Source organism: uncultured Ellagibacter sp., assembly GCF_934643285.1.
Lineage (GTDB): Bacteria > Actinomycetota > Coriobacteriia > Coriobacteriales > Eggerthellaceae > Ellagibacter.
The window spans coordinates 1-20757 of record NZ_CAKUBT010000009.1 but is presented as its reverse complement, the minus strand read 5'-3'; the positions used below and the strand labels follow the sequence as shown (position 1 = coordinate 20757).

The following is a 20757-nucleotide window of genomic DNA, read 5'->3' as shown; positions in this document are numbered from 1 at the left end:
CAAATAATGGCGATATGTGAGTCGGTGTAGCTCCCCGAACACTTTCCCTAATTGCTTTGCCTGGGAAAGCCCAGGTCGTAAATCGACGGGTATGCAAGATGGACGACGCTTCACCTGGGCTGACTCACATATCGACCAATTATGTCCACGGCAAGCCGTTTTCAAGAAAAAGGCCATGCGGGCTGTGGCGGGGGCTACAGCGCCGAAGGCCGCGAGATACAGCACGTAGGTCGCAGCGCTCTGCCAGCAAGCTGTGGCACCAGGGTTACAGCGCTATAAATCCCAAATGTTCGAGAAGAATCTTGCAGCCGATCAAGATGAGCACAATGCCGCCCGCGATTGTCGCACCCTTCTCGTAGCGCGCGCCGAAAGCGTGTCCCACGGCGACTCCCACCACGGAGAGGACGAACGTCGTCACGCCGATGACCGCAATCGCGACCACAATGTTCACGCCCAAAAATGCGAAGGTGATACCCACGGCAAGCGCGTCGATGCTCGTCGCAATGGCCAGCATGAGCAGCTCTTTGAAGTCGAGCCTCGCATCCTTCGGCTCGCCCGCGTCCTCCTCATCGCCCTCGCGGAAGGCGTCGAGGAGCATCTTCCCGCCAATAAGCGCGAGCAGGATGAACGCAATCCAGTGATCGATCGGCGTGATGAAATCGGCGAGCTGCGTGCCGAGCGCCCAGCCGATAAGGGGCATAAGCGCCTGAAAGCCCCCGAAGAAAAGCCCTATCACGAGCGCCTGCCCCATGTTGAGGCGCTTCATCCCCAACCCCTTGCAAATGGAAACGGCAAAAGCGTCCATCGACAGCCCCACGCCGATCAAAAACAGCTCAACGAAACCCACGGCCACATTCCTCTCGTCTTAGCCCGCAAACCCGAAACCCCGTATTCGGGCATAAAAAAACCGGCTTGCGCGCCGGCATATGGAAGCGCGGTGCGACAAGCGTCACATCGCGAGTCTTGTCATTTAAGGCATGGCCAGCTCGAATGAGCAGCATGTTGACCAAGCCGCGCCTTTCGGCGTCGACTACTCCCCCACGGATTCGGCAATTCTACCACATGGCCGCAACTAGGCTCGCGCAGTGCCATCTTCAACGGCGAAAAAACCCTCTCGCGCGAGATCGGCCATGATCGATGCGAACAGCTCATCCTCAACGCCATCGCGCCCGTGGTCGCGCTCGAAGTCGTTGAGAAGCAAGTGGACTTCCTCGAGCGAAATCGCCCCCTCGGCCGCAAGCACGATGCGCACCACTTCCGCCCGCTTCTGACGACGCGACCCCTCGAACGTGCTTTGCCGCGTGTAGTGCGCACTGCGACGGGAGGCGTTGCCAAACGTAGCCTTCAAATGCGCGCCATAATCGAGCAGCGCGTAATACCATAACCGGGGGTTATCCGCAGGGCACGTCGCGCGGACAAGAGGCTCGAGCTGCTTGTCTCGAATACCTTCCTCACCAGGGAAAAGCTCGTGCAGAAACACAGTGCGGACGTTGGTCTCCAGATACATCGCGGGGCGGTTGCACGCGAACGCGACAACGCCTGCCGCCGTTGCAGGACCGATGCCTGGAAGCGCCACGAGCTCGTCGACCGTTTCGGGCAGTTTCCCCCCGAAATCTTGCGAGCAAATTTCGCATGCACGCTTGAGGGCGAGCGCACGGCGGTTGTAGCCAAGCCCCTGCCATTCGCCCACAACGTCCGACGTGCTCGCGCTCGCCAGGGCATCGGGCGTGGGGAACTTCGCCAAGAAGCGCTCCCATCGGCCGAGAACGCGCTTCACCTGCGTTTGTTGGAGCATTACCTCGGAGACCAGCACCGCATAGGCGTCATCGATATTTCGCCAGGGCAGATCGCGGTAGAGCCGCGCGCCCTCGCGGCTCACCAAAGCAACGAACGCCTCCGGGGAGGGGGCGTTCGCAGGCCACGCGCAGGAAGGCAGTTCCATGCTAGCTGGATGCCTTCCCATGGCAGGATTCAGTCAGGGCAAGGTTGATGCGGCCCGCGCAGGCGTCGCAACCGCCTTCGCAGTCGCCGAGCGCCTCGCGCACTTTCGGATGATCGCCGCCCATCTCGAAGAGGTCCTTCAGCGTGATAGACCCCAGGTAGTCGCTTAAGATGCGATCGGCACCGCGCCACACCTTGTTATAGGCGCACGTGTCGCTCTGGCCGCACGGCGCGCTCCCCGCACCACACTCGGAGACGCTCACCGGCCCCTGAACAGCCTCGACGACGTCGCGAACGGTCACGGTAGCAGGGTCGCACCCAAGGCACAGGCCGCCGCGGGCACCGCGCGTCGTGTTCACAAAGCCGCACTTCGTGAGGTCATGCTGGATGCTGCGCGCAAACGCATAGGGAATTCCCTCGCGCTCGGCGAGCTCCGCAACGGACATGCGCTCATCGCCATTACGGTATGCGGCGCGCAGGATTCTGCACGCATAGTCGCAGCGTCGTGTGATATCCATCGATGAGCCCTCCCCCTATTGGCCCGAAAGCAGGTCTTCGATGTTCTCCAAATCGGAGCGGAAATCGCGAACCACCTGATCTTCCAGCTCGCGGTACTCCTTGGAGTCGAGCGGCTGGTAGGCAGCAAGCTTATCGAAGAGATTGTCACGCGTGACCGGAACATAGCGGCGAGCGAAGAGGCTTTCCTTATAGGCCTCCTCGATAGCCTCGCGCGCTGCCATGTAGATGTCGAAACGGGGCATGTTTACCGAATAACGCACCAGGTCGGCAACGCGAATGCTGCGAATCGAAGGGTGGTCGCGGGCGATTTCCATCCAGATTTCGACACGCTCCTCGGCCGTCGGGCATTCGATGTCGATAAGCGACAGCGGCTCGAGAAGTTCGAGGAAGAACGGGTCTATTTCGGCGTTCTTCGAAGCCGAGGCCAAAACGTAGACGTCGGGGTTGTCCACCGCCGAGCGGATGAGCTCGATTGCCTCGCGCGCACCACGCGAAAGCGAGGCATACACGAAACCCTCGAAATCGTCGCCCCCATCCGCCTGGGGAGCGCTCCACAAATCGATGTCCTCAAGCACGAGAACGCCGCGCCCCGAGAAGACGCTGTCCGCACGCACCGGCCGCGTCGCGTTACCCGAAGGCCCCATCACGCAGAGGATCGGCATGCCCGAGAGGTTCTCCTCCATGCGCATGCGCATCGCCGGGAGCTTGAGCTCCCCGATCGTCGCCTGCACAAAGCGGCCGGCATCCTCGCGCGCCGGCGAGCGGAACACGAAGGTGTCGGTCACCGGAAGGCGGTCCAGTCCATGGCGCGCGTTCAGCATGGTGACGAGCGACTTGAAGTCGGGGTCGTCCTGCATGCCGATGCCGAAATCGCGCATCGTGGCAACTGCCGCGTCGTATCCCGCAAGGTCGTCGTAGGTGAGCTTCTCCTTTTGATCGCCCGGGGACTTGACGCCGGCGTCGACCGCAAGCTTCGAAAGCACAGACATGCCATCGCGCTCCGCACGATCGGATGCGCGGGAGGCGTCGCCGTCAGAAGAGGGTTCCCCTTCCGCTTCGGCCTTGCCCTTCCCTGCCAAAAGGGAAGACAAGTCCCCCGACGAGAAATCGCCAAGAGGCTCCACTTTGAACAGCTTGGCGTCGAACCCGAGGAGATCTCTCGAGATCGCCTCAGCCACGTCTTGAAGGTCGCCTCTGGAAAGCCCGAACTCCTCGAGCTTGTCGAGGGCGAGCTGCTGAAGCCGCTCCGAGCACTCCGAGGACTCCCCCGCGCTCAGGAACGGGTCGAGTTTGCCGAAAATGTACTCAGCGAGAGAGCGCTCCTTAAGATCGCACGCCAAATCCCACGCCTTCTTCAGCGCATCAATCGCCTCTGGGCTCGGATCGCCGGCAGTTCCCGCTGCCTTTTCGAAGGCGGTCAAATACAGATGCATGCCGAGCACGGCGTCGCCTTGTGCGCACGCGTCTTTGGCGCGAAGCAGATAATCGACATCGCTCCCGTCAGCACCTTCACCACAGCTTTGCTTGTCAGCGTTCTCCAGCATGGACCCACCTCCATTCGTAAAAGCAGATGCGCACGCGCATCGCAATTTCTATGTTTAACCTCTTATATTAGACTACGGGAGGCAAATCTGGCCCCAAGTGACGGTATTCCCACGATTCTTTACACGGACGAAAGAAAACGAGAAGAAAGCTCCGCGGCATGCCGGGGAAGCTACCACTCCGCGATGCGCCAACCTTCGCTTTTCGCCGTTCTCGCAAGAGGGCGATCGGGGGTCACGGCGACGGGATTTCTCGCAGCCCCGAGAAGCGTGCGGTCCGAATGGTGATCGCCGTAGGCGGCATCGAGAACCCAGCGGCCCGCACCGAAGCGCTCATCGGCGAACTTGCGCAGGCGCACGATCTTCTGGTCGCCTTCCACGGGAAGCCCCTCGACCTCGCAGGTGTAGGTGCCGTCCTTCGCCGCACGCATGCGCGTCGATATCTGGAAGTCGATCGGATGGAATTCCATCGCGCGAGAGACGATGGGTTCGAAGGTCGCCGACACGAGTACGACAACGCGGCCCTGCTCCTTTTGGCTTAGCAGTTCTGCCATGGCCTGCTCGCGGAACAGCGACGCCACGTCCGAGTCGTAGAAATCGCGCAGGAACGCATCGACGCTCGCGACCGGCTTGCCAGCAAATGCGCGGAAGACGAGCCCGCGTACCCAGCTCTCGTTCTGGGGAAGACGCAGCTTATAGGCGATCCCCCACAGCAAGATGCGCGCAAGGACGCTTTTTTCCAGCATGCCGAGCTTCATGAGCCGACGAACTAAAAGCACCGGCGAGTTGCCCGAGATGCAGGTCCCATCGAAATCGAATGCGGCGATATGAACCAGCCCGTCTTCCTGCACGAAGGGCAACGGGGCATCAGATGAGTCGGCAGGCGATGCGACCGCACCGTCGGCCTCCGACAAAACTTGAGAATTATCAGCGCTTTCTTCCACGAACACTCCACTGAGAATCTAGTAGCGAGCAAACAAGGGCGCCCCCAGGAGGCGCCCTTGCAAAGCATACCTACTCTTCGCCCTCGTCGAACTGCGAATTGTACAGTTCCGCATAAAAGCCACCGCGAGCGAGCAGCTCGTCATGAGTGCCCTGCTCGACGATGTCGCCGTGCTGCATGACCAAAATCAAATCCGCCGAACGAATCGTCGAGAGACGATGCGCGATGACGAACGACGTACGGCCCTCCATGAGGTTGTCCATGGCTCGCTGGATGCGCTCCTCGGTGCGCGTGTCGACCGAACTCGTCGCCTCATCGAGAATGAGCATGCGCCGGTTCGCCAAGATCGCGCGCGCAATCGTGAGAAGCTGGCGCTGGCCTTGGCTTATGTTGGTCGCGTCCTCGTTGATCACGAAATCGTAGCCGCCGGGCAGGGTGGTGATGAAGTGGTGCACGCAGCCCGCGCGCGCCGCAGCCTCCACCTCCTCGTCGGTCGCGTCGAGCTTGCCATAGCGGATGTTCTCGCGAATCGTGCCGCTGAACAGCCACGTGTCCTGCAGCACCATGCCGAACATCGAGCGGACGTCGGAGCGCGAGAAGTCGCGCGCATCGACGCCGCCAATGCGGATAGCGCCTCCGTCGACGTCGTAGAAGCGCATGAGCAGCTTCACCATGGTCGTCTTGCCAGCGCCCGTCGGACCCACGATGGCGACCGTCTGGCCCTCGGAGACCTTCGCCGAGAAGTCGTTGATGACAGGCTTGTCGGGCAAGTAGCCGAAGCGCACATGGTCGAACTCCACGTTGCACGGAACCTGCGAGGTTTGCGCCTTTGGCTCCTCGGGTGCGACCTCCTCTTCTTCCAAGAAGGCGAAGATGCGCTCGGCCGCGGCTGCCATCTGCTGGAGCACGTTGCTCACCTGGGTCAACTGAGTAATCGGCTGCGTGAAGTTCTTCACGTACTGGATGAACGCCTGGATATCGCCCACCGTGATGGCGCCCTGCACCGCGAACACGCTGCCCGCGAGCGCCACCGCGACGTAGCCGAGGTTGCCGACGAAGTTCATGACCGGCTGCATGAGGCCCGAGAGGAACTGCGATTTCCACGCGCTCTCGTAGAGCTTGTCGTTCGTCTCCCCGAAGCGCTCCTCGCACGCCTGTTCCTGATTGAACGCGCGCACGATCGCATGGCCGGAGAACGTCTCCTCGACCTGCCCGTTGATTTCCCCGAGCTTCTCCTGCTGAGCACGGAAGTGCTTCTGCGAGAGCTTCACCACGACCATGATGAGCACGAGTGAGACCGGGAGCATGACAAGCGTGATCCCCGTCATCGCCAGGTTGATCGAGAGCATCATCGCGACGACGCCGATGAGCGTGGTGATCGACGTGATCATTTGCGTGACGCCCTGGTTCAAGCTCTGCCCGAGGGTATCGACGTCGTTGGTGATGCGCGAGAGCGTGTCGCCGATCGAATTGCGCTCGAAGTAACCGACGGGAACGCGGTCGATCTTCTCGGCAATGGCGCGGCGAAGCCCATAGCAGGTGCGCTGCGACACGTTCGACATCATCCATCCCTGCAGGAAGCTGCAAGCCGCGCTGACAAGGTAGAGCGCAAGCGTCGCGCCGATGATGCCGGCGATGGCGTCGAAGTTGATGCCGCCCGTGCCGCCGATCTTCGCGACGATGCCGTTGAACAGCTCGGTCGTCGCCTGCGAGAGCACCTTCGGACCCACGATGCTGAAGGCCGCCGAGCAGATGGCAAACACGATGGCGACGGCAAGCGAGACCTTGAACTGGCCCATGAAGCGCACGAGCTTCGCGATGGTTCCCTTGAAGTCCTTCGCCTTCTCGCCGGGCATCATCCGCGCGCCCGGTCCATGCGGATGACGACGGCGCTGCGTCACCTTCTTCAAGTCCTGAGTGTTCTCGCTCATCGCGCACCACCTCCCGCAAGCTCCTCTTCCGATAACTGGGACATGGCAATCTCGCGATACTCCTCGCAGCTCTCCATCAGCTCCGCGTGCGTGCCCTTGCCGACGACGCGGCCCTCGTCGAGCACAACGATCTGGTCGGCAGAAAGGACGGTCGAGATGCGCTGGGCAACGATAATCACGGTCTTGCCGCCCAGTCGAGCGCCGAGCTCATGGCGAAGCGCGGCGTCAGTCTTGTAGTCGAGCGCGCTGAAACTGTCGTCGAAGAGGAAGACGCGCGCGTCGGTCGCAAGCGCACGTGCGATAGCGAGGCGCTGCCGTTGACCGCCGGAGACGTTCGTGCCTCCCTGAGCGATGGGGGTTTCGAGTCCTTCGGGCTTCTCGCCGATGAACTCGCTCGCCTGGGCGATGTCGGCCGCGCGGCGAATCCGCTCATCGCTGGCGCCTTCCGCCCCGTAGGCGATGTTGCTCGAAATCGTGCCACTGAACAAAAACGCCTTCTGGGGAACGTAGCCGAGCTGCCCGCGCAGCGCGTGCTGACTCACATCGCGCACGTCGACGCCGTCGATGGTAACGCTTCCCTGGCTGACGTCGTAAAACCGAAGCGCCAGCTTCACGATGGTCGACTTCCCGCTGCCCGTGCTGCCAATGATGGCTGTGGTCTTTCCGGGCTTGCACGTGAAATCGACGTGGTCGAGGACATTCTCGGCGGAATCGGAGTAGCGGAAGCACACGTCGTGGAACGCTACCTCGGCACCGGGATTGCAAGAGGCCGAAAGCTCAGCATCCTTGGAGACTGCGGGGTCGGGATCGCAGATCGAGGGCTCGCATTCGAGCACTTCCTCGATGCGCTGGGCCGCGACATCGGCGCGCGGGAGCATGATCGAGAGCATACCAATCATGAGGAAGCCCATGATGATGACCATCGAGTAGGTGATGAACGCGATGAGGTCGCCTGTCTGGAGCGTGCCCGCGTCGATGGCATGGCCGCCGAACCACACGATGCCGACCGACACGAGGTTCATGATGAGCATCATGAGCGGCATCATGAACGTCATGACGCGATTCGTGAACAGCTGCGTTTTCATCAGGCGCGTGCTCGCCTCATCGAAGCGTTCCTCCTCATGCTGCTCGCGGTTGAACGCCCTCACGACCGAAAGGCCCATGAGCATCTCGCGCGACACAAGGTTCACGCGGTCGATGAGCTTCTGCATGATCTTGAACTTCGGCATGGCGACCTTGATGAGCACCACGAGGATGAGCGCAATTGCGAGCACGGCGACGATGACGATCCAGCCCATCGAGAGGTTGGTGCGCGCGATCATGATGACGCCGCCGATTGCGAGAATAGGCGCGTAGAGAACCATGCGCAGCAGCATCACGGTGACCATCTGGACCTGCTGGACATCGTTGGTCCCACGCGTAATCAGCGACGCCGCGCTAAACGATTGAATCTCGGCGTCGGAGAAGGTGACGACTTTGTCGAAGAGCCGTCCGCGCAGCGATCGGCCCACCTTCGCAGCGGTTCGCGACGCGAGGAAGCCGAGCACGATCGCAACGACCATGCCGAGCGCGGAGAGCATGAGCATCTTGGCGCCCGTGGAGAAAAGATAGTCCATCTGCATGGCGTCCATGTCGACACCGAGCTGCTCGTATTCTGCCCGCGCCGCGGCGATGCCCTGCTGCGCGATAAGCGTGTCCGCCATATCGCCCAGCGATTCGCGCGACTCATCGAGCATGGAGGTCACGTCGTCTTTGCTCGCAAGCCCGGCATCGAACGCCGCTTTCACCTGGTCGAGGTCGAGGTCGGGAATCTGGTCGGCATAGTGGACGACGGAGAGCGGAAGCGCCATTGCCTCGTCGAGGTCCTCTCGCTGCTCATGCCCCGCCTCCGTGAGGGCATAGTCCCCGTTTGCGGTCTCGTCGTACGCATCGGAGAAAAGCTGCTCGTCGGATTCGGGCAGCATCATCTCCACGAGGTCGTGGGTGCGCGCAGACAGCTGCGTAGCAGACGCATGCTCCACGCCCGATTGTTGGATTCCCACATCGACGATATCGGAGGTGTACCGCGGAAGCGACAGGTCGCAGAAAGCCTGCACGGCCAGAAGTGCAACGATGAGCAGCACCGCGATTTTATGGTGGGCAAGGTTTTTGGCTATTCGCATTGCTCGCCGCCTTCCCCTGAATCGATGCCTGCGAAAGACTCTCTCGAGGACGCCTTCCGCGCAGAATCGCCCGCGGACTCGCAAGGTCTCTCAATATATGCGGTCCAAGGATGGGTACTCTCGAAATCGGAGACACGCTCGGTGATGCGGGCGAACTCGCGCGCATCGTCTTCCCCGAGATACTCGAGGAGCTCCTCGAGGCGACAATCGTGCATGCGCCGGTTCATCTGCTCGTATTTCCAACCGAGCTCCGTCAACTGCACCGTGACGCCACGGCTGTCCCCCTCGTCGCGATGTCTCGTGATAAAGCCCTTCTCCTCAAGCGACTTCAACGCCTGCGACGTCGCACTTGGAGTGCTGTGTCCGCGCTTGGCGATATCGCCCGATCGGACGCGCTTACCGTCGGACATAAGTTGGGAAATCGACATCAAAACGAAGCCCTCTGTCGGCGTGATGCCCTCAGGCAAAGGCGGGTGCGACCGGCTTTTGTGCATGCGCCTCGTGGCCGCAAAGAGCCGCTGCTTCAATTCCTCGATGGATTGGTCCACGCAGCAAACCCCTTTCTTCCTCATCTTTTTCACCCTAAATATTTTAGCTTCGAAAATATATCACAGCTAAAACACTCTGCAAGGAATACGTGGTTCGCTGCATCTTTTCATCAAACATGTGCTACCCTTCCGAATCGACCATCAAGGAGAGAGCCATGTCGAAGCAAAAGGAAACGAAAACGAACGCCATGAGGGAAATCGAGGCCGCAGGCGTGCCCTTCGAAAGCCATCTTTTCCCATGTGAAAAGGCGCTTTCAGGCGTAGAGGTGGCGAATCTCCTCGGCCAGGATCCAGACCAAACCTTCAAGACACTTGTCACCGTCGCGAAATCGGGTGAGCATTACGTGTTCATGGTGCCCGTCGCCGAAGAGCTCGACCTGAAGAAGGCGGCAACGGCTGTCGGCGAGAAGGCAGTGAGCATGTTGAAATCGAAGGAGCTCTTGCCGCTGACCGGCTACGTGCACGGAGGATGCTCCCCCGTCGGGATGAAGAAGCTGTTCACAACCACCATCGACGAAACGGCACAGCTCTTCGACACGATCATGTTCTCGGGCGGGCGCATTGGGTGCCAGGTCGAGCTTGCCCCGAGCGACCTCGAGAAGGTCATCCCGCTTCGCTACGCCGACATCACGGTAAGCTAGCCGCATCGCGCTGGCAAAACCCACAACAAGCGAAAAGAGCCTGCCCGCGCATCGACCGAACTGCGCAGGCAGGCTCTCTTTTTCTTACCAGTGCGACACCACGACATCGCCCACAGAGCAAAGCCCGTGCAACTCGGCAGCTTTGCTCGTCGGAAGGTTCACACACCCATGCGACCCCGCGCCATCCCGATATCGCGTTCCGCCGAACGCGTATTGCCAGCTGGCATCATGCAAGCCGATCAAGTTCCCGACGAACGGCATCCAGTAAGTGACGGGCGTCTTGTACTTCGATCCGTCATCGTTGGTGCCCTCGAGCGTCGATCCGCCCGAATTCGAGTTGATGACGTACACGCCCGTGGGAGTAAGACTTCCCGAACCGCCGCGCGGCTTGCCGCTCACGATGTCGGATTCCCAGATGACCTCGCCGTTCTCATCGAAGAGGCGCGCATGTTGCGCCGACAGGTCGATATCGATGTAGCGAGCGCCCCAATCGCGACCGCCGACCCCGTTCCATGCGTTCGCGGTCTGGCTGCACGGCAAGTCAGCCTCGCCCGTCTGGTCTGCCTCGATCGCCGCCTTCGCCCAATCGAAGAGCGCGTCGCGGTCGACCTTCCAGCCATACGAACCGCCCGATACGCTGAACTGCGCGCCGTCCGCGCGCGTATAGGAGCGCGTGGAACCGACCGTCGTGTAAGCCGAGGCGACCTCGTCCGCCCAGGCGCCGAGTGCATCCTCGTTCAACGACACCGAGCAATCCTCCCCAATCGAGATGCAGGGACCGATAACCGACGCGTCGAACACGAGGGCGCTCTTCCCCGCCATCATGAGCTGCACGTTGGCGAGGATCATGCTGTTCGCCTGCGACGCCGCATCGATCACGCGCTGGTCGTCCGAGAAGATCGTCGGCTGCGAAAGCGCACGCTCATCAAGCACGACCTCGCTTTCGAGCGTGGCAACGGCTCGCTCCACGTCCTGCATCACCACATCGGTGTTAATCTGCGTGCCGTACTTCTCTTTCACGATCTTGAACATCTTCGCGTCCTCGTCGAACGCCACGGTGGCGTTCACGGGAGCTTCGGTGTTCTCGTTCACCGCTTCGATCGCCTGATGGAGCTTGTCGGCAACGCCGGACTCATCGAGAGTGGCGACAAGGCTTTCCGTCTCGTTGTGCTCGCGAAATACCTCGACCGGCCAAGCCCATTCATTCGCCTGGGCGAACATCTCGCTCACGATATGCTCTGCATTGAATCGCACGCCCGCTTCATCAGCGGAAAGCGTCACGTCCAAGCCGTCGCCATGAACGCGAAGCGAGTACTTCTCGATTCCCTGCTCGAGAACCGAAGCGACCTCGTCGGGTGTTTGGAAGGAGATGTCGGAAGAGCCGATCGTCGCCTTCGGCCAGAAATGGCCCGAGAAGACGGCAACTCCCACAAGGTAGACGACGAGCAGGACTCCGAAGACGACGCCGAGAACGATTCCCGCGATGCGGCCGGCGCGATGCTTGCCAGAAGGGGCCGGCACATCGACCGTTTCGGGAGCAAACTCGTTCGCGCCATGCGCACTCGGAGCATCAGAGGCCCTCATGCCCGCAGGAACCACAGGGGGAACCACCTGCGTCTTCCCGTGCGAGGGCGCGACGCGAGGCGGCTCGCTAGGGGTCTTCTTAGTGTGAGCTGCATGTTTTCCGTGGGAAGGAGCGGGTTGCTCGTTACGTTTGGTCATTCCTGATTCATCCGGTTCAGCTTGCTTCTTATATCCGGCTCATTGTAGCAAGAGAACCCGCCTTGGCAGGACACGTTCTGGCACGTTGCACGAATACTTGACGCACGGCTCAAAAGTGAGCGGAAAGCCAGGCTTGTCGTCCTAATCAAAGCCGCGGAAACAAAACAGGCAGACCCTTGTTCGGGCCTGCCTGGCATGTTGTGGTGGAGGCGCGGAGAATCGAACTCCGGTCCATACTATATTCTCGCTGAGGCTCTACAAGCTTATTTCGCGTTCGGATTCAAGGCCGTCTCGGTCCGCGAACTAACGTTGCCGACCCGGATCGGTTCAATCTTTACCAAAGCCATACCGATTACGTGCTTTGATGCAGTCCCCTAAAATGACGTCGCGCCCGAGTCGGGGACAACCCGGGGTTGACGTGCCAGGTGCTGATTAAGCAGCCATGGCGAGCGCAGGAGCGCTCTGATAGTTCTTCTTGCCAATTAACTTGACGTTACCCCTGTTTTACGTGGCGAGGAGACCACGACCTGCTCCTCAGTTCAAACATACCATGTCGAAACCAGTCGCCCCCGAATTCATCGGCGTCAATTGCCGGCAGACGGGAACTCGTGCGTTCCACCTTGTCAAAGTGCGCAAGACGTGCTCTTGCAGAAGAATTATTGTAGCCGAGCAGCCCGCCCTGTCAAGGCGGCGCGGAGAGGTTATTTCTTCTTCGTCGGAAGGATGTCCGAGAAATCGAACGCCTCCTTGATTTCAGAGAGCGCGTCTTTCAAATCGACCGCGATCGCGACGCCATCGCGATAGATGTCGTTCATGTCGCTTGTCGCTTCGGCAACGCCTTCCCGAGTAATGCCTAAATCATAGGGATTGTCCTCGCCAGGCTCGCCCGCATCGGCTTCCTCATCGTCATCGTAGTAGTACTCGACCTCGTTGCCATCCTCGTCAAGCAGGATAAATCCGATCTCGTTGTCGTCCTCATCGACGATGTAAGCCTCGATGTCGTCCTCGGAATACTCAATCTCGACGGTTTCGTACTCTTCGGCCTCTTCTTCTACCACGTTTTCCGAATCAGCAAGCTCGTCTTCACCCGCGGCTTCCTCGGCGTGCTCGGAATCGGCAGGGTCCCCCGCCTCCTCGGACAACACCTCGCAAGCTTCTTCCTGCGTCTCCTCCGCTGGCGAATCAACCTCGTCGTTTGCGGTTGCGGTTCGATCCTCGCTCATGGCAGTGACCCTTTCTAACGAGAGCGCGCCTTCAGCGCTCGATCGATTTCCCGTTTGGTGTCGCGCTCCTTCATGCTCGCGCGCTTGTCGTAGAGCTTCTTGCCGCGGCAAATCGCAAGCTCGACTTTGACCAGCCCGTTTTCCTTGAAGTACATCTTCAAGGGAACGAGCGCCATGCCCTTTTCGCGCGTCGCCTCCGAAAGGTAGCGGATCTGCTTTTTGTGGAGCAGGAGCTTTCGCTTGCGATCGGGGTCGGGATTGTTGATGTTGCCATGGGAAAACGGCGTGATGTGCACATTGTGCATCCAAACTTCCCCGTTGCGCACAAGTGCGAAACAGTCGGTCAACTGGCAGTTGTTCTCGCGCAGCGACCGCACTTCCGTTCCCGAAAGCTCGACTCCCGCCTCGAACGTCTCCACGACCTCATAGTCGTGGAACGCGCGGCGATTCTTCGCGATTGTCTTCTCTTCACGTTTCATGGGGCGATGTTACCTCACGTTCAAGCGCCTCGACGCTTTATGCTCAATCGCCGAGGCGCTTCATTCATTCCTTCACAGCCTGCGCGGCCGTGGCCAAAACTTCCATATCATCAGCGCATATACACCTTGCTTCATGCGCCCATGATACACCATGCACCCTGGTTATGCGCGAACCTTCACGACGACCTTCTTCACGTGGACAGGCGCGTCCTCCGCGATGCAGCCCGGCTTGTGCGCGTCCTCAGGAGGAAGCACCGCAATCTCGCCCGCATGAAGCACAACCGATGTTGCCGGCACCGGGGACTCGAACAGCGCGTAGTCGTCGGCTTCATCATATTCCTTCGCGCAGGCAAGCCCTTCGACGGGAGCCACTTCGACGCGCTCGATTCCGCTGGCCACGCACTGCACATCGTAGTAGAGCTTGTGGGCCTCGAGCTTCTTCGCCTCCGCGGGGACGGTGTCGTACTCCATGACGTTCGCGAACACGTCTTCCCCATCGATGTCATGGCGTCCGCAGGAAAGTGCGCCAAGGTCGTTTTCGCGCAGGAAGGCATATGCCTTCTTCAGGCGTTCGGACAGGTAATCGCGCGCTTCGGCGTTTTCAATAGAAGCTACGAGCATGGTATCAAGTCCCTTCGATGCAATTCGTTTGAACGTCACGAAATTGTAGCAGAGCGGCACACAGCAACAGGGCGCGTATTCGCATCGACCCATCTTGTCCATTGCAGTAACTGGTTTATACTGAATTCAGGTGAAAATATCAGCATGCAATCAAAGGAGTTCTGCTATGGAGCACACGCCGGAACCTTCGACAATCGCCTTCCCCGGCACCGACGACCCAGCCTCACCTTGGCGGCTCTACAACCACCTCATCGCGGGCGTCCCCGAGGACATCTTCGTGCGCGATTACTGTCTCGGGCTCAACTGGTCCTACGTTGAGGCAGATTGCGGATGCGGCGTCGCCTTTACCGCACGCAACGGCGGTAAGCGCATGTACAAGGGCGATCTGCGCGGGAAGTCGCTGCGCGAGGTGGCCGAGCTGTCGAAATCATGGTGCTTCGAGGAGGCTACGCTCGGCATCGCGGCCCTGAACGCCTGGTACGCTCGCCGCGAGCTGCTCGATCCTCTGGGCGCAACCTACGACGCCGACGAGGAGAACGACAAGGGAAAGCGCGGCGGCACGTCGTCGAAAGACGCCTTCGAGACGTATCGCCCTCGCATCGAGCAAGCGGGCGGCGACGCACACGTCGTCGTTGTCGGTCACTTCCCCCACGTCGAGAATATTGCGGAGTATGCCAAGCTCACCGTGCTCGAGCGCTCCTGCCGCGATGAGTGGGATACCCCCGATCCGGCCTGCGAGTACGTTATGCCGACCGCAGATTACGCCTTCATCACCGGCGTCACCCTCATCAATAAGACCGCGCCGCGCCTTCTGACCCTCGCCAAGGACGCCACCGTCTGCATGGTGGGTCCCAGCGTGATCATGACGCCGTACCTATTCGAGTGGGGCGTCGAATCGCTTTCGGGCAGCGTCGTGGCCGATCCGGAAGCCGTGAAGTTCGCCTGCAAGAACGCTGCGGGCAAGCTGTTCGGCAAAGCGCTTCAGATGACCACCATCAACGCGCAATAAAGACAAGCAACTAGTCGTGTACGAAATCGACGATAAGTTGTGAAGGCTTTGTGAAGACCGAATTCAATGTTGAATAATCCCCAATTTGCTTAAGTTTGGGGATTATTTTTTTGCAAAATGCCTGATAATCCGCTCATTTGACGAGTTCTTCATAACTTATCGTCATTCTTGTACAGTTTGGGTCCTAACCAGTAATCGCCCTGCCCGCGAAAGCGAGACCTACACGCTATCCTCCACGTCCATCAGCATAAGGTTCGTGTTGTCGCGCATCCGTTTCGCCTCGGCGCGAGTCAGCTCGCCTTCTTCGTAACGCGACTGGATCTGTTCAAGCTCGAGCAAGTAGCCAAGTCGCTTCACGTCCTCCGCCTTGTCGGACGCACGCATGATGACCGTCGCCGAAGGGGCCGCAAGCTCGGCGGCAAGCATGGCAACCGTGCGCTGATATTCGATGAGGAGCTCGCTCACATACTCGCTCGGGACGTTGCAGTCGGAATCGGCGAGCATGTCGTTCAGACGCCCAATCACGCACTCGCCCGCCTTCTGCTGGATCTTGCGCATCTCCGCCGCCTGGTCGGCAGCCGTTATCGGGGAAGATGCCATATGCGCGACGTAGCGCAGGACGACGCCCTTCACGCGCCTTAAGAACGTGCGCAGCACCAGGTAGATGTTCTGGATGGACCAACGCCCCGAACTGTGCTTCCTTAACTCCTCGATATGCTTCAAACGCTTGAGGTACTTGAGCGCGATCTCGCTGTCGATGTCGTCTCGCTCGGCGAGCTTCTTGACGCATTCCCGCTCCCACCCGATAGCGCGAATGCGCAGGTCGGAGCAGGCCTCGTCTTCGTCCTCGTCGAAACCATGCTGCTCTTTGATGCGCTCGATGCGATCGTTATAGGAGCTGACCACGCTCCTCGTCGCGCGACGGGTGTCCAGCGTCTGCCTTGCGGTGAGCTCCTCGACGACGCTTCTGAGGATGTCGATCTTCAGCTCCGCCTCGCGTTCGCGTGCCACCTCCTCGCTTTCGCTCATCTTCTTCGGCGAAACGAGCGGAACGATAAACGTCGCCACGAGCAAGGTACACACGATAACGCCGCATCCGAGGAAGATGATAAGGTCGCGCTGCGGGAATCGGGCACCGTCCATGAAATACGGGATGGTGAACAAGATCGAAAGCGTGATGGTGCCCTTCGCGCCTGCAAGCGTCGTGATGAGGCTCTTGCGAAGGTCGAGCCTGAACTTCTCACTGTGCTTCTTGCTACGTCGGCGCGTGTAGAGCCAGTCGCTCGCGCAGACCCACGCGAAACGAACCACGTACAAAAGCAGCGTGAGCGCGACAACATAGCCGATAAGCGCGAAGTTGCTGAAGGTGACATCGTCCCACGTATGAACCATCGCCTGCGGCAACTGCGTGCCCAAAAGCACGAACACGAAGCCGTTCAGGGCAAACGTGAGCACGCGCCATACGCTCGAGGACACGATGTTCATGCGCGAGATGGAAGGGCCGATTGCATGCGGGGAGATAACGTTGATAAGGCCCGCAACGACCACGGCGATAATGCCACTCACGTGAACGGCATCGGCGATCGAGTACACCAGAAGCGGGATGAGGATTTCGAAGAGCACATGGAACGTCGTGTTCTCAACGCCAAGCGAGCGCGCCTTGTTGACAAGGAACTTGCCTATGTAGGCAAGAAGCGCACCGACCGCGATTCCCCCAAGAAACTCGACGAAAAAATTTGCCGTCGCATTGAGAAGGGAGAACGACCCCGTCACCGCGGCTGCGATAGCGAACTGGAACGACACGATGCCGCTCGCGTCGTTTAAGAGCAGCTCGCCTTTGAGGATGCTCCCCTGCCTCTCGGGGATGTTGACCTGCTTCGAAAGCGAGGTGACGGCAACCGCGTCGGTCGGGCCGAGCGCGGCGCCAAGAGCGAACGCCGCCGCAAGCCCGATTGACGGGATGACGGCATGTACGGCAAACCCGATTGCAAGCGTCGTCGCGACAACCAAGCCGATCGCAAGGGAAAGCACAGGGCGCTTATGGTGCCAAAGCGCCGCCTTGTCGGCGGACTTCGCCTCTTCGTAGAGCAGCGGCGCAATGAACAGCACAAGGAACAGTTCAGGGTCGAGTGTAACTCGAATTTGAGAGGAGGCGAACAATGCGATGAGAAGGCCCAGGCCAATCTGTATGAGCGGTGATGACACCCTCGGAACGACCTGATCGATGATCGAGGATGCGAGAATCGCCGCAAAAATCAGCATGACGAGCGTAAGGGTCTCCACCTAGCAATGACCTCCTCTAATAAAAAACTTGCATGACTACATCTTTTCGGGTGCGCTAACCCCCAGAAGACTCAGCGTTAGGGCGAGCACGATGCGCGAGGCGTCACAGAGCGCCAAGCGGGCACGGCGGGTCGCCTCGTCGTCGGCAAGCACGTGGCAGTTCGTATAGAACTGATGGAACAGCGCTGCGAGATCCTGCGCGTAATGCGTCAGGCGGAACGGCGCGCGATCGGCTGCCGCCTGGGCAACCATGTCAGCGAAATCCCCCATCTTGCGCATGAGGGCAAGCTCCGATTCCTCGCCCAAAGGCGAAAGGTCCACGTCGGCGCCAACCGTACGCTCGGCAAGCTCGTTAAACGTGATATCGCCCGCTTCTGCTGATGCAAGATCGCCTTCGCAGGCTGCCTTGCGCAAAATCGAGCAGATGCGCGCATGGGCGTACTGCACGTAATACACCGGGTTAGTGGCGTCTTTCTTCTTAGCAACCTCGATATCGAAGTCGATCGGCTGGTCGGAGGAGCGCGAAAGCATGAGGTAGCGCGTCGCGTCGACGCCCACTTCCTCGATAAGCTCCTCGAACGTGACCATCTCGCCCGTGCGCTTCGACATGCGAACCGCACTGCCGTCACGGAAGAGATTCACGAGCTGGCCGAGAACCACCTCAAGCGCACCCTCGTAACCCCACGCGGCGAGCATTGCCTGACAGCGCTTCACGTACCCGTGGTGATCTGCTCCCCAGATGTCGATCAGGTGGGTGAAGCCCCTCTGGATCTTGTTGTAGTGGTACGCCACGTCAGAGAGGAAGTACGTGAACTCGCCGTTTTCCTTGATGAGAACGCGATCCTTCTCGTCACCGAAAGCGGTCGATTTGAACCAGGTCGCGCCATCTTTCTGGAAGACATAACCCTTCGCGTCCATCGCCTCGAGGGCGCGGTCGACAGCGGACTTCCCGTCCTCGTCGGGAACATAGAGCGTGCGCTCGGAGAACCAGGTGTCAAACGTAGTACCGAAATCGGAAAGCACCGCCTTGTTGTGCTCGAGCATCTCGACATACGAGCGCTCACGAAACGCGACGACGCGCTCTTCCTCTGAAACATCGAGCCACTTCTCGCCATCGGCATCGAGAATCTCGCGCGCGATATCGACCACATAGGCTCCGCCGTAGCAGTTCTCGGGCATCGGAACATCGCGGCCGCAAAGCTGCTCGTAGCGAACCGACACCGAGCGACCGAAATTATCCATCTGCGTGCCATGGTCGTTGATGTAGAACTCCTCGGATACGTCGAAGCCCGCATGGCGCAAGACGCGTGCCATCGAGTCGCCGAGCGCCGCCCAGCGCCCATGGCCGACATGCATGGGGCCCGTCGGGTTCGCAGAAACATACTCAAGGTTGATACGCCCTGCATTCGCAGGAGCCTCACCACGCCCGAAATCCATACCCTCGCGGCGCGCCTCGGCGATAACGCTCGCCAACGCAGCGTTCGCGAGGCGAATGTTAACGAACCCAGGGCCCGCAATCTCAGTCGAGGCGATAAGGTCGTTCTCCGGCAGATGCGCCACAACCGCGTCCGCGACATCCCGAGGTTTCATATGCGCAGCCTTGGCAGCACGCAGGGCAACCGTCGACGCCCAATCACCGTTAGCCGCGTCGCGCGGACGCTCGAGCGCAGCAGCGGGGACCTCCTCCAAGGGGAGCGATCCATCTGCAACAGCGGCGCTCAATGCCGCATCGACAACTTCTTCAACTTGCTCACGTAAAGTCATTGCACTATCTTTCAATCAGTCTGTATGCCGCTCGAAAAAAACGAGGGGCCGCGAATTTCACAGTCCCTCATGATAACATCACCCGTCGAGAAAACGGAGCTACTTCAAGGTTGCATAGATAATCGCCTTGATAGAATGCATCCGGTTCTCAGCTTCGTCGAACACCCGGGAGCGCGAGCCGCGGAAGACCTCATCGGTCACTTCCATCTCGGTTATGCCGAACCGTTCAGCGATCTCGGCCCCGATGGTCGTCTCGGTATCATGGAACGCAGGCAGACAGTGCATGAAAATGCCCGTCGGAGCCATGAGGTCGATCACGCGACTGTTCACCTGGTAAGGGGAAAGCAACTTGATGCGCTCTTCCCACAACTCCGCAGGCTCGCCCATGGAAACCCAAATATCGGTGTAAACGACATCGGCGCCCGTGCAGGCTTCCTCAACGCTCGAGGTCAGCGTCACTGAACCCCCAGACTCGCGTGCCAAATCCCTGCAGGTTGAGACGAGCTCTGCATTCGGCATGCGCTCCTCAGGGCCGCAGGCAACGAAATGCAAGCCAAGCTTCGCGCAAACAACCATGAGGGAGTTCGCAACATTGTTCTCAGCATCGCCCATGAACACCAGCTTCTTGCCCCTGATGCCCTCGGGGAAGTTCTCCTCAAGCGTAAGCATATCGGCGATCATCTGCGTCGGATGGAACTCATTGGTCAAACCGTTCCAAACCGGGACGCCTGCATGCGCGGCGAGGTTCTCGACAATTTCCTGGCCGTATCCGCGATACTCGATGCCGTCGAACATACGACCGAGCACGCGTGCGGTGTCCTCGATCGATTCCTTCTTGCCCATTTGAGAGCTACCAGGGTCGAGGTAAGTGACACCAAGCCCCAAATCATGTCCTGCCACCTCGAAAGAACAACGAGTGCGGGTCGAAGTCTTCTCGAACAGCAGCACGATGTTTTTGCCTTCAAGATATTTGTGCGGCGTTCCTGCCAGCTTCAAAGCCTTGAACTGTTTTGCAAGAGAGATGAGGTAGCGAATTTCTTCGGGAGTGAAATCGAGAAGCTTCAGATAGTTACGACCGCTCAAACTAATCGGCATGAGAATTCCTTTCGCTGGAAATAGGGTTCAAGAATACCCTTCTTCGAATTCATTGAACAGAAGAAGAGCGGGTAAATCCGCAAAAGGAAATTAAAAGCAGAAGGTAACAGAGAATAAGAAAGCGAATGGCTGGCGGTAAGAACTAGCCAGCATCAAGAAAGAGCCGACGGCAAGGAACCGCCGCCCTCCTGAACGCGGGGAAGGGACCCCGAGCGCAAAGGAAAGGGGGCCCCGGGCGTGTCCCGGGCCGCGGCCCCCGCGCAAAAGAAAAAGCGCCGCCCATGAGCGGAACGCCCTATCCTCCCACGGACTTCCTCCGCAGTACTTTCGGCGAG

General features: G+C 59.7%; 17 protein-coding genes and 1 other RNA gene. 2 read left to right on the top strand and 16 right to left on the bottom strand.

From position 1 onward, the window contains the following. Positions 1–265: 265 nt before the first annotated feature. The 8 genes from Q0I65_RS05805 to Q0I65_RS05770 all read right to left on the bottom strand — a co-directional run bounded on the left by Q0I65_RS05805 (position 266) and on the right by Q0I65_RS05770 (position 9585). Positions 266–847 (bottom strand): manganese efflux pump MntP family protein, encoded by a 582-nt coding sequence (locus Q0I65_RS05805; RefSeq protein ID WP_296061061.1) that lies wholly within the window; start codon positions 845–847, stop codon positions 266–268. 225 nt (positions 848–1072) lie between these two features. After that, complete coding sequence (locus tag Q0I65_RS05800; RefSeq protein ID WP_296061058.1) at positions 1073–1942, bottom strand: adenine glycosylase; 870 nt, start codon at positions 1940–1942, stop codon at positions 1073–1075. A gap of 1 nt (position 1943) precedes the next feature. Next, on the bottom strand, positions 1944–2459 hold the full coding sequence (locus Q0I65_RS05795) for an Rrf2 family transcriptional regulator (protein ID WP_296061055.1): 516 nt from the start codon (positions 2457–2459) through the stop codon (positions 1944–1946). Between the two features lie 15 nt (positions 2460–2474). Beyond that, positions 2475–4004 (bottom strand): ribonucleotide reductase subunit alpha, encoded by a 1530-nt coding sequence (locus Q0I65_RS05790; protein ID WP_296061052.1) that lies wholly within the window; start codon positions 4002–4004, stop codon positions 2475–2477. Between the two features lie 170 nt (positions 4005–4174). Further along, complete coding sequence (locus tag Q0I65_RS05785; RefSeq protein ID WP_296061049.1) at positions 4175–4945, bottom strand: HAD-IB family hydrolase; 771 nt, start codon at positions 4943–4945, stop codon at positions 4175–4177. 70 nt (positions 4946–5015) lie between these two features. Continuing rightward, on the bottom strand, positions 5016–6875 hold the full coding sequence (locus Q0I65_RS05780; RefSeq protein WP_296061047.1) for an ABC transporter ATP-binding protein: 1860 nt from the start codon (positions 6873–6875) through the stop codon (positions 5016–5018). Further along, positions 6872–9037 carry an ABC transporter ATP-binding protein gene (locus Q0I65_RS05775; protein WP_296061044.1) on the bottom strand — a complete coding sequence of 722 codons (2166 nt, stop codon included), beginning with the start codon at positions 9035–9037 and terminating at the stop codon, positions 6872–6874. The genes Q0I65_RS05780 and Q0I65_RS05775 overlap by 4 nt, the downstream gene beginning before the upstream one ends. Next, positions 9028–9585, bottom strand: a complete 558-nt coding sequence (locus Q0I65_RS05770; protein WP_296061041.1) for a MarR family transcriptional regulator — start codon at positions 9583–9585, stop codon at positions 9028–9030. The genes Q0I65_RS05775 and Q0I65_RS05770 overlap by 10 nt, the downstream gene beginning before the upstream one ends. A gap of 155 nt (positions 9586–9740) precedes the next feature. On the opposite strand from Q0I65_RS05770, the gene ybaK reads away from it, so the two are divergent. After that, complete coding sequence (ybaK, locus tag Q0I65_RS05765) at positions 9741–10226, top strand: Cys-tRNA(Pro) deacylase (RefSeq protein WP_296061038.1); 486 nt, start codon at positions 9741–9743, stop codon at positions 10224–10226. An 84-nt stretch (positions 10227–10310) separates the two neighbouring features. Here the strand turns inward: ybaK and Q0I65_RS05760 are convergent, their stop codons facing one another. The 5 genes from Q0I65_RS05760 to Q0I65_RS05740 all read right to left on the bottom strand — a co-directional run bounded on the left by Q0I65_RS05760 (position 10311) and on the right by Q0I65_RS05740 (position 14271). Further along, positions 10311–11948 (bottom strand): L,D-transpeptidase family protein, encoded by a 1638-nt coding sequence (locus tag Q0I65_RS05760; RefSeq protein ID WP_296061036.1) that lies wholly within the window; start codon positions 11946–11948, stop codon positions 10311–10313. Between the two features lie 201 nt (positions 11949–12149). Beyond that, positions 12150–12519, bottom strand: a transfer-messenger RNA (tmRNA) gene (gene ssrA / locus Q0I65_RS05755). Between the two features lie 130 nt (positions 12520–12649). After that, the gene (locus Q0I65_RS05750) at positions 12650–13171 is read right to left on the bottom strand and encodes a hypothetical protein (RefSeq protein WP_296061034.1); all 522 of its coding nucleotides are present in this window, start codon (positions 13169–13171) and stop codon (positions 12650–12652) included. A gap of 14 nt (positions 13172–13185) precedes the next feature. After that, positions 13186–13650 (bottom strand): SsrA-binding protein SmpB, encoded by a 465-nt coding sequence (gene smpB / locus Q0I65_RS05745; protein ID WP_296061031.1) that lies wholly within the window; start codon positions 13648–13650, stop codon positions 13186–13188. A gap of 162 nt (positions 13651–13812) precedes the next feature. Beyond that, a complete protein-coding gene (locus Q0I65_RS05740; protein WP_296061028.1) occupies positions 13813–14271 on the bottom strand; it encodes a YhcH/YjgK/YiaL family protein in 459 nt (152 codons plus the stop codon). Positions 14272–14437: 166 nt separating this feature from the next. On the opposite strand from Q0I65_RS05740, the gene Q0I65_RS05735 reads away from it, so the two are divergent. Continuing rightward, positions 14438–15280, top strand: coding sequence for a DUF364 domain-containing protein (locus tag Q0I65_RS05735; protein WP_296061025.1), 843 nt, complete (start codon positions 14438–14440; stop codon positions 15278–15280). A gap of 219 nt (positions 15281–15499) precedes the next feature. Here Q0I65_RS05735 and Q0I65_RS05730 read toward each other — a convergent pair whose 3' ends face one another. From Q0I65_RS05730 to argF, 3 genes are all read right to left on the bottom strand, one after another. Further along, positions 15500–17563 (bottom strand): Na+/H+ antiporter, encoded by a 2064-nt coding sequence (locus Q0I65_RS05730; RefSeq protein ID WP_366513232.1) that lies wholly within the window; start codon positions 17561–17563, stop codon positions 15500–15502. A 36-nt stretch (positions 17564–17599) separates the two neighbouring features. After that, a complete protein-coding gene (gene argS / locus Q0I65_RS05725; protein ID WP_296061023.1) occupies positions 17600–19327 on the bottom strand; it encodes an arginine--tRNA ligase in 1728 nt (575 codons plus the stop codon). Positions 19328–19426: 99 nt separating this feature from the next. Beyond that, the gene (gene argF / locus Q0I65_RS05720) at positions 19427–20422 is read right to left on the bottom strand and encodes an ornithine carbamoyltransferase (RefSeq protein WP_296061020.1); all 996 of its coding nucleotides are present in this window, start codon (positions 20420–20422) and stop codon (positions 19427–19429) included. Positions 20423–20757: the final 335 nt, after the last annotated feature.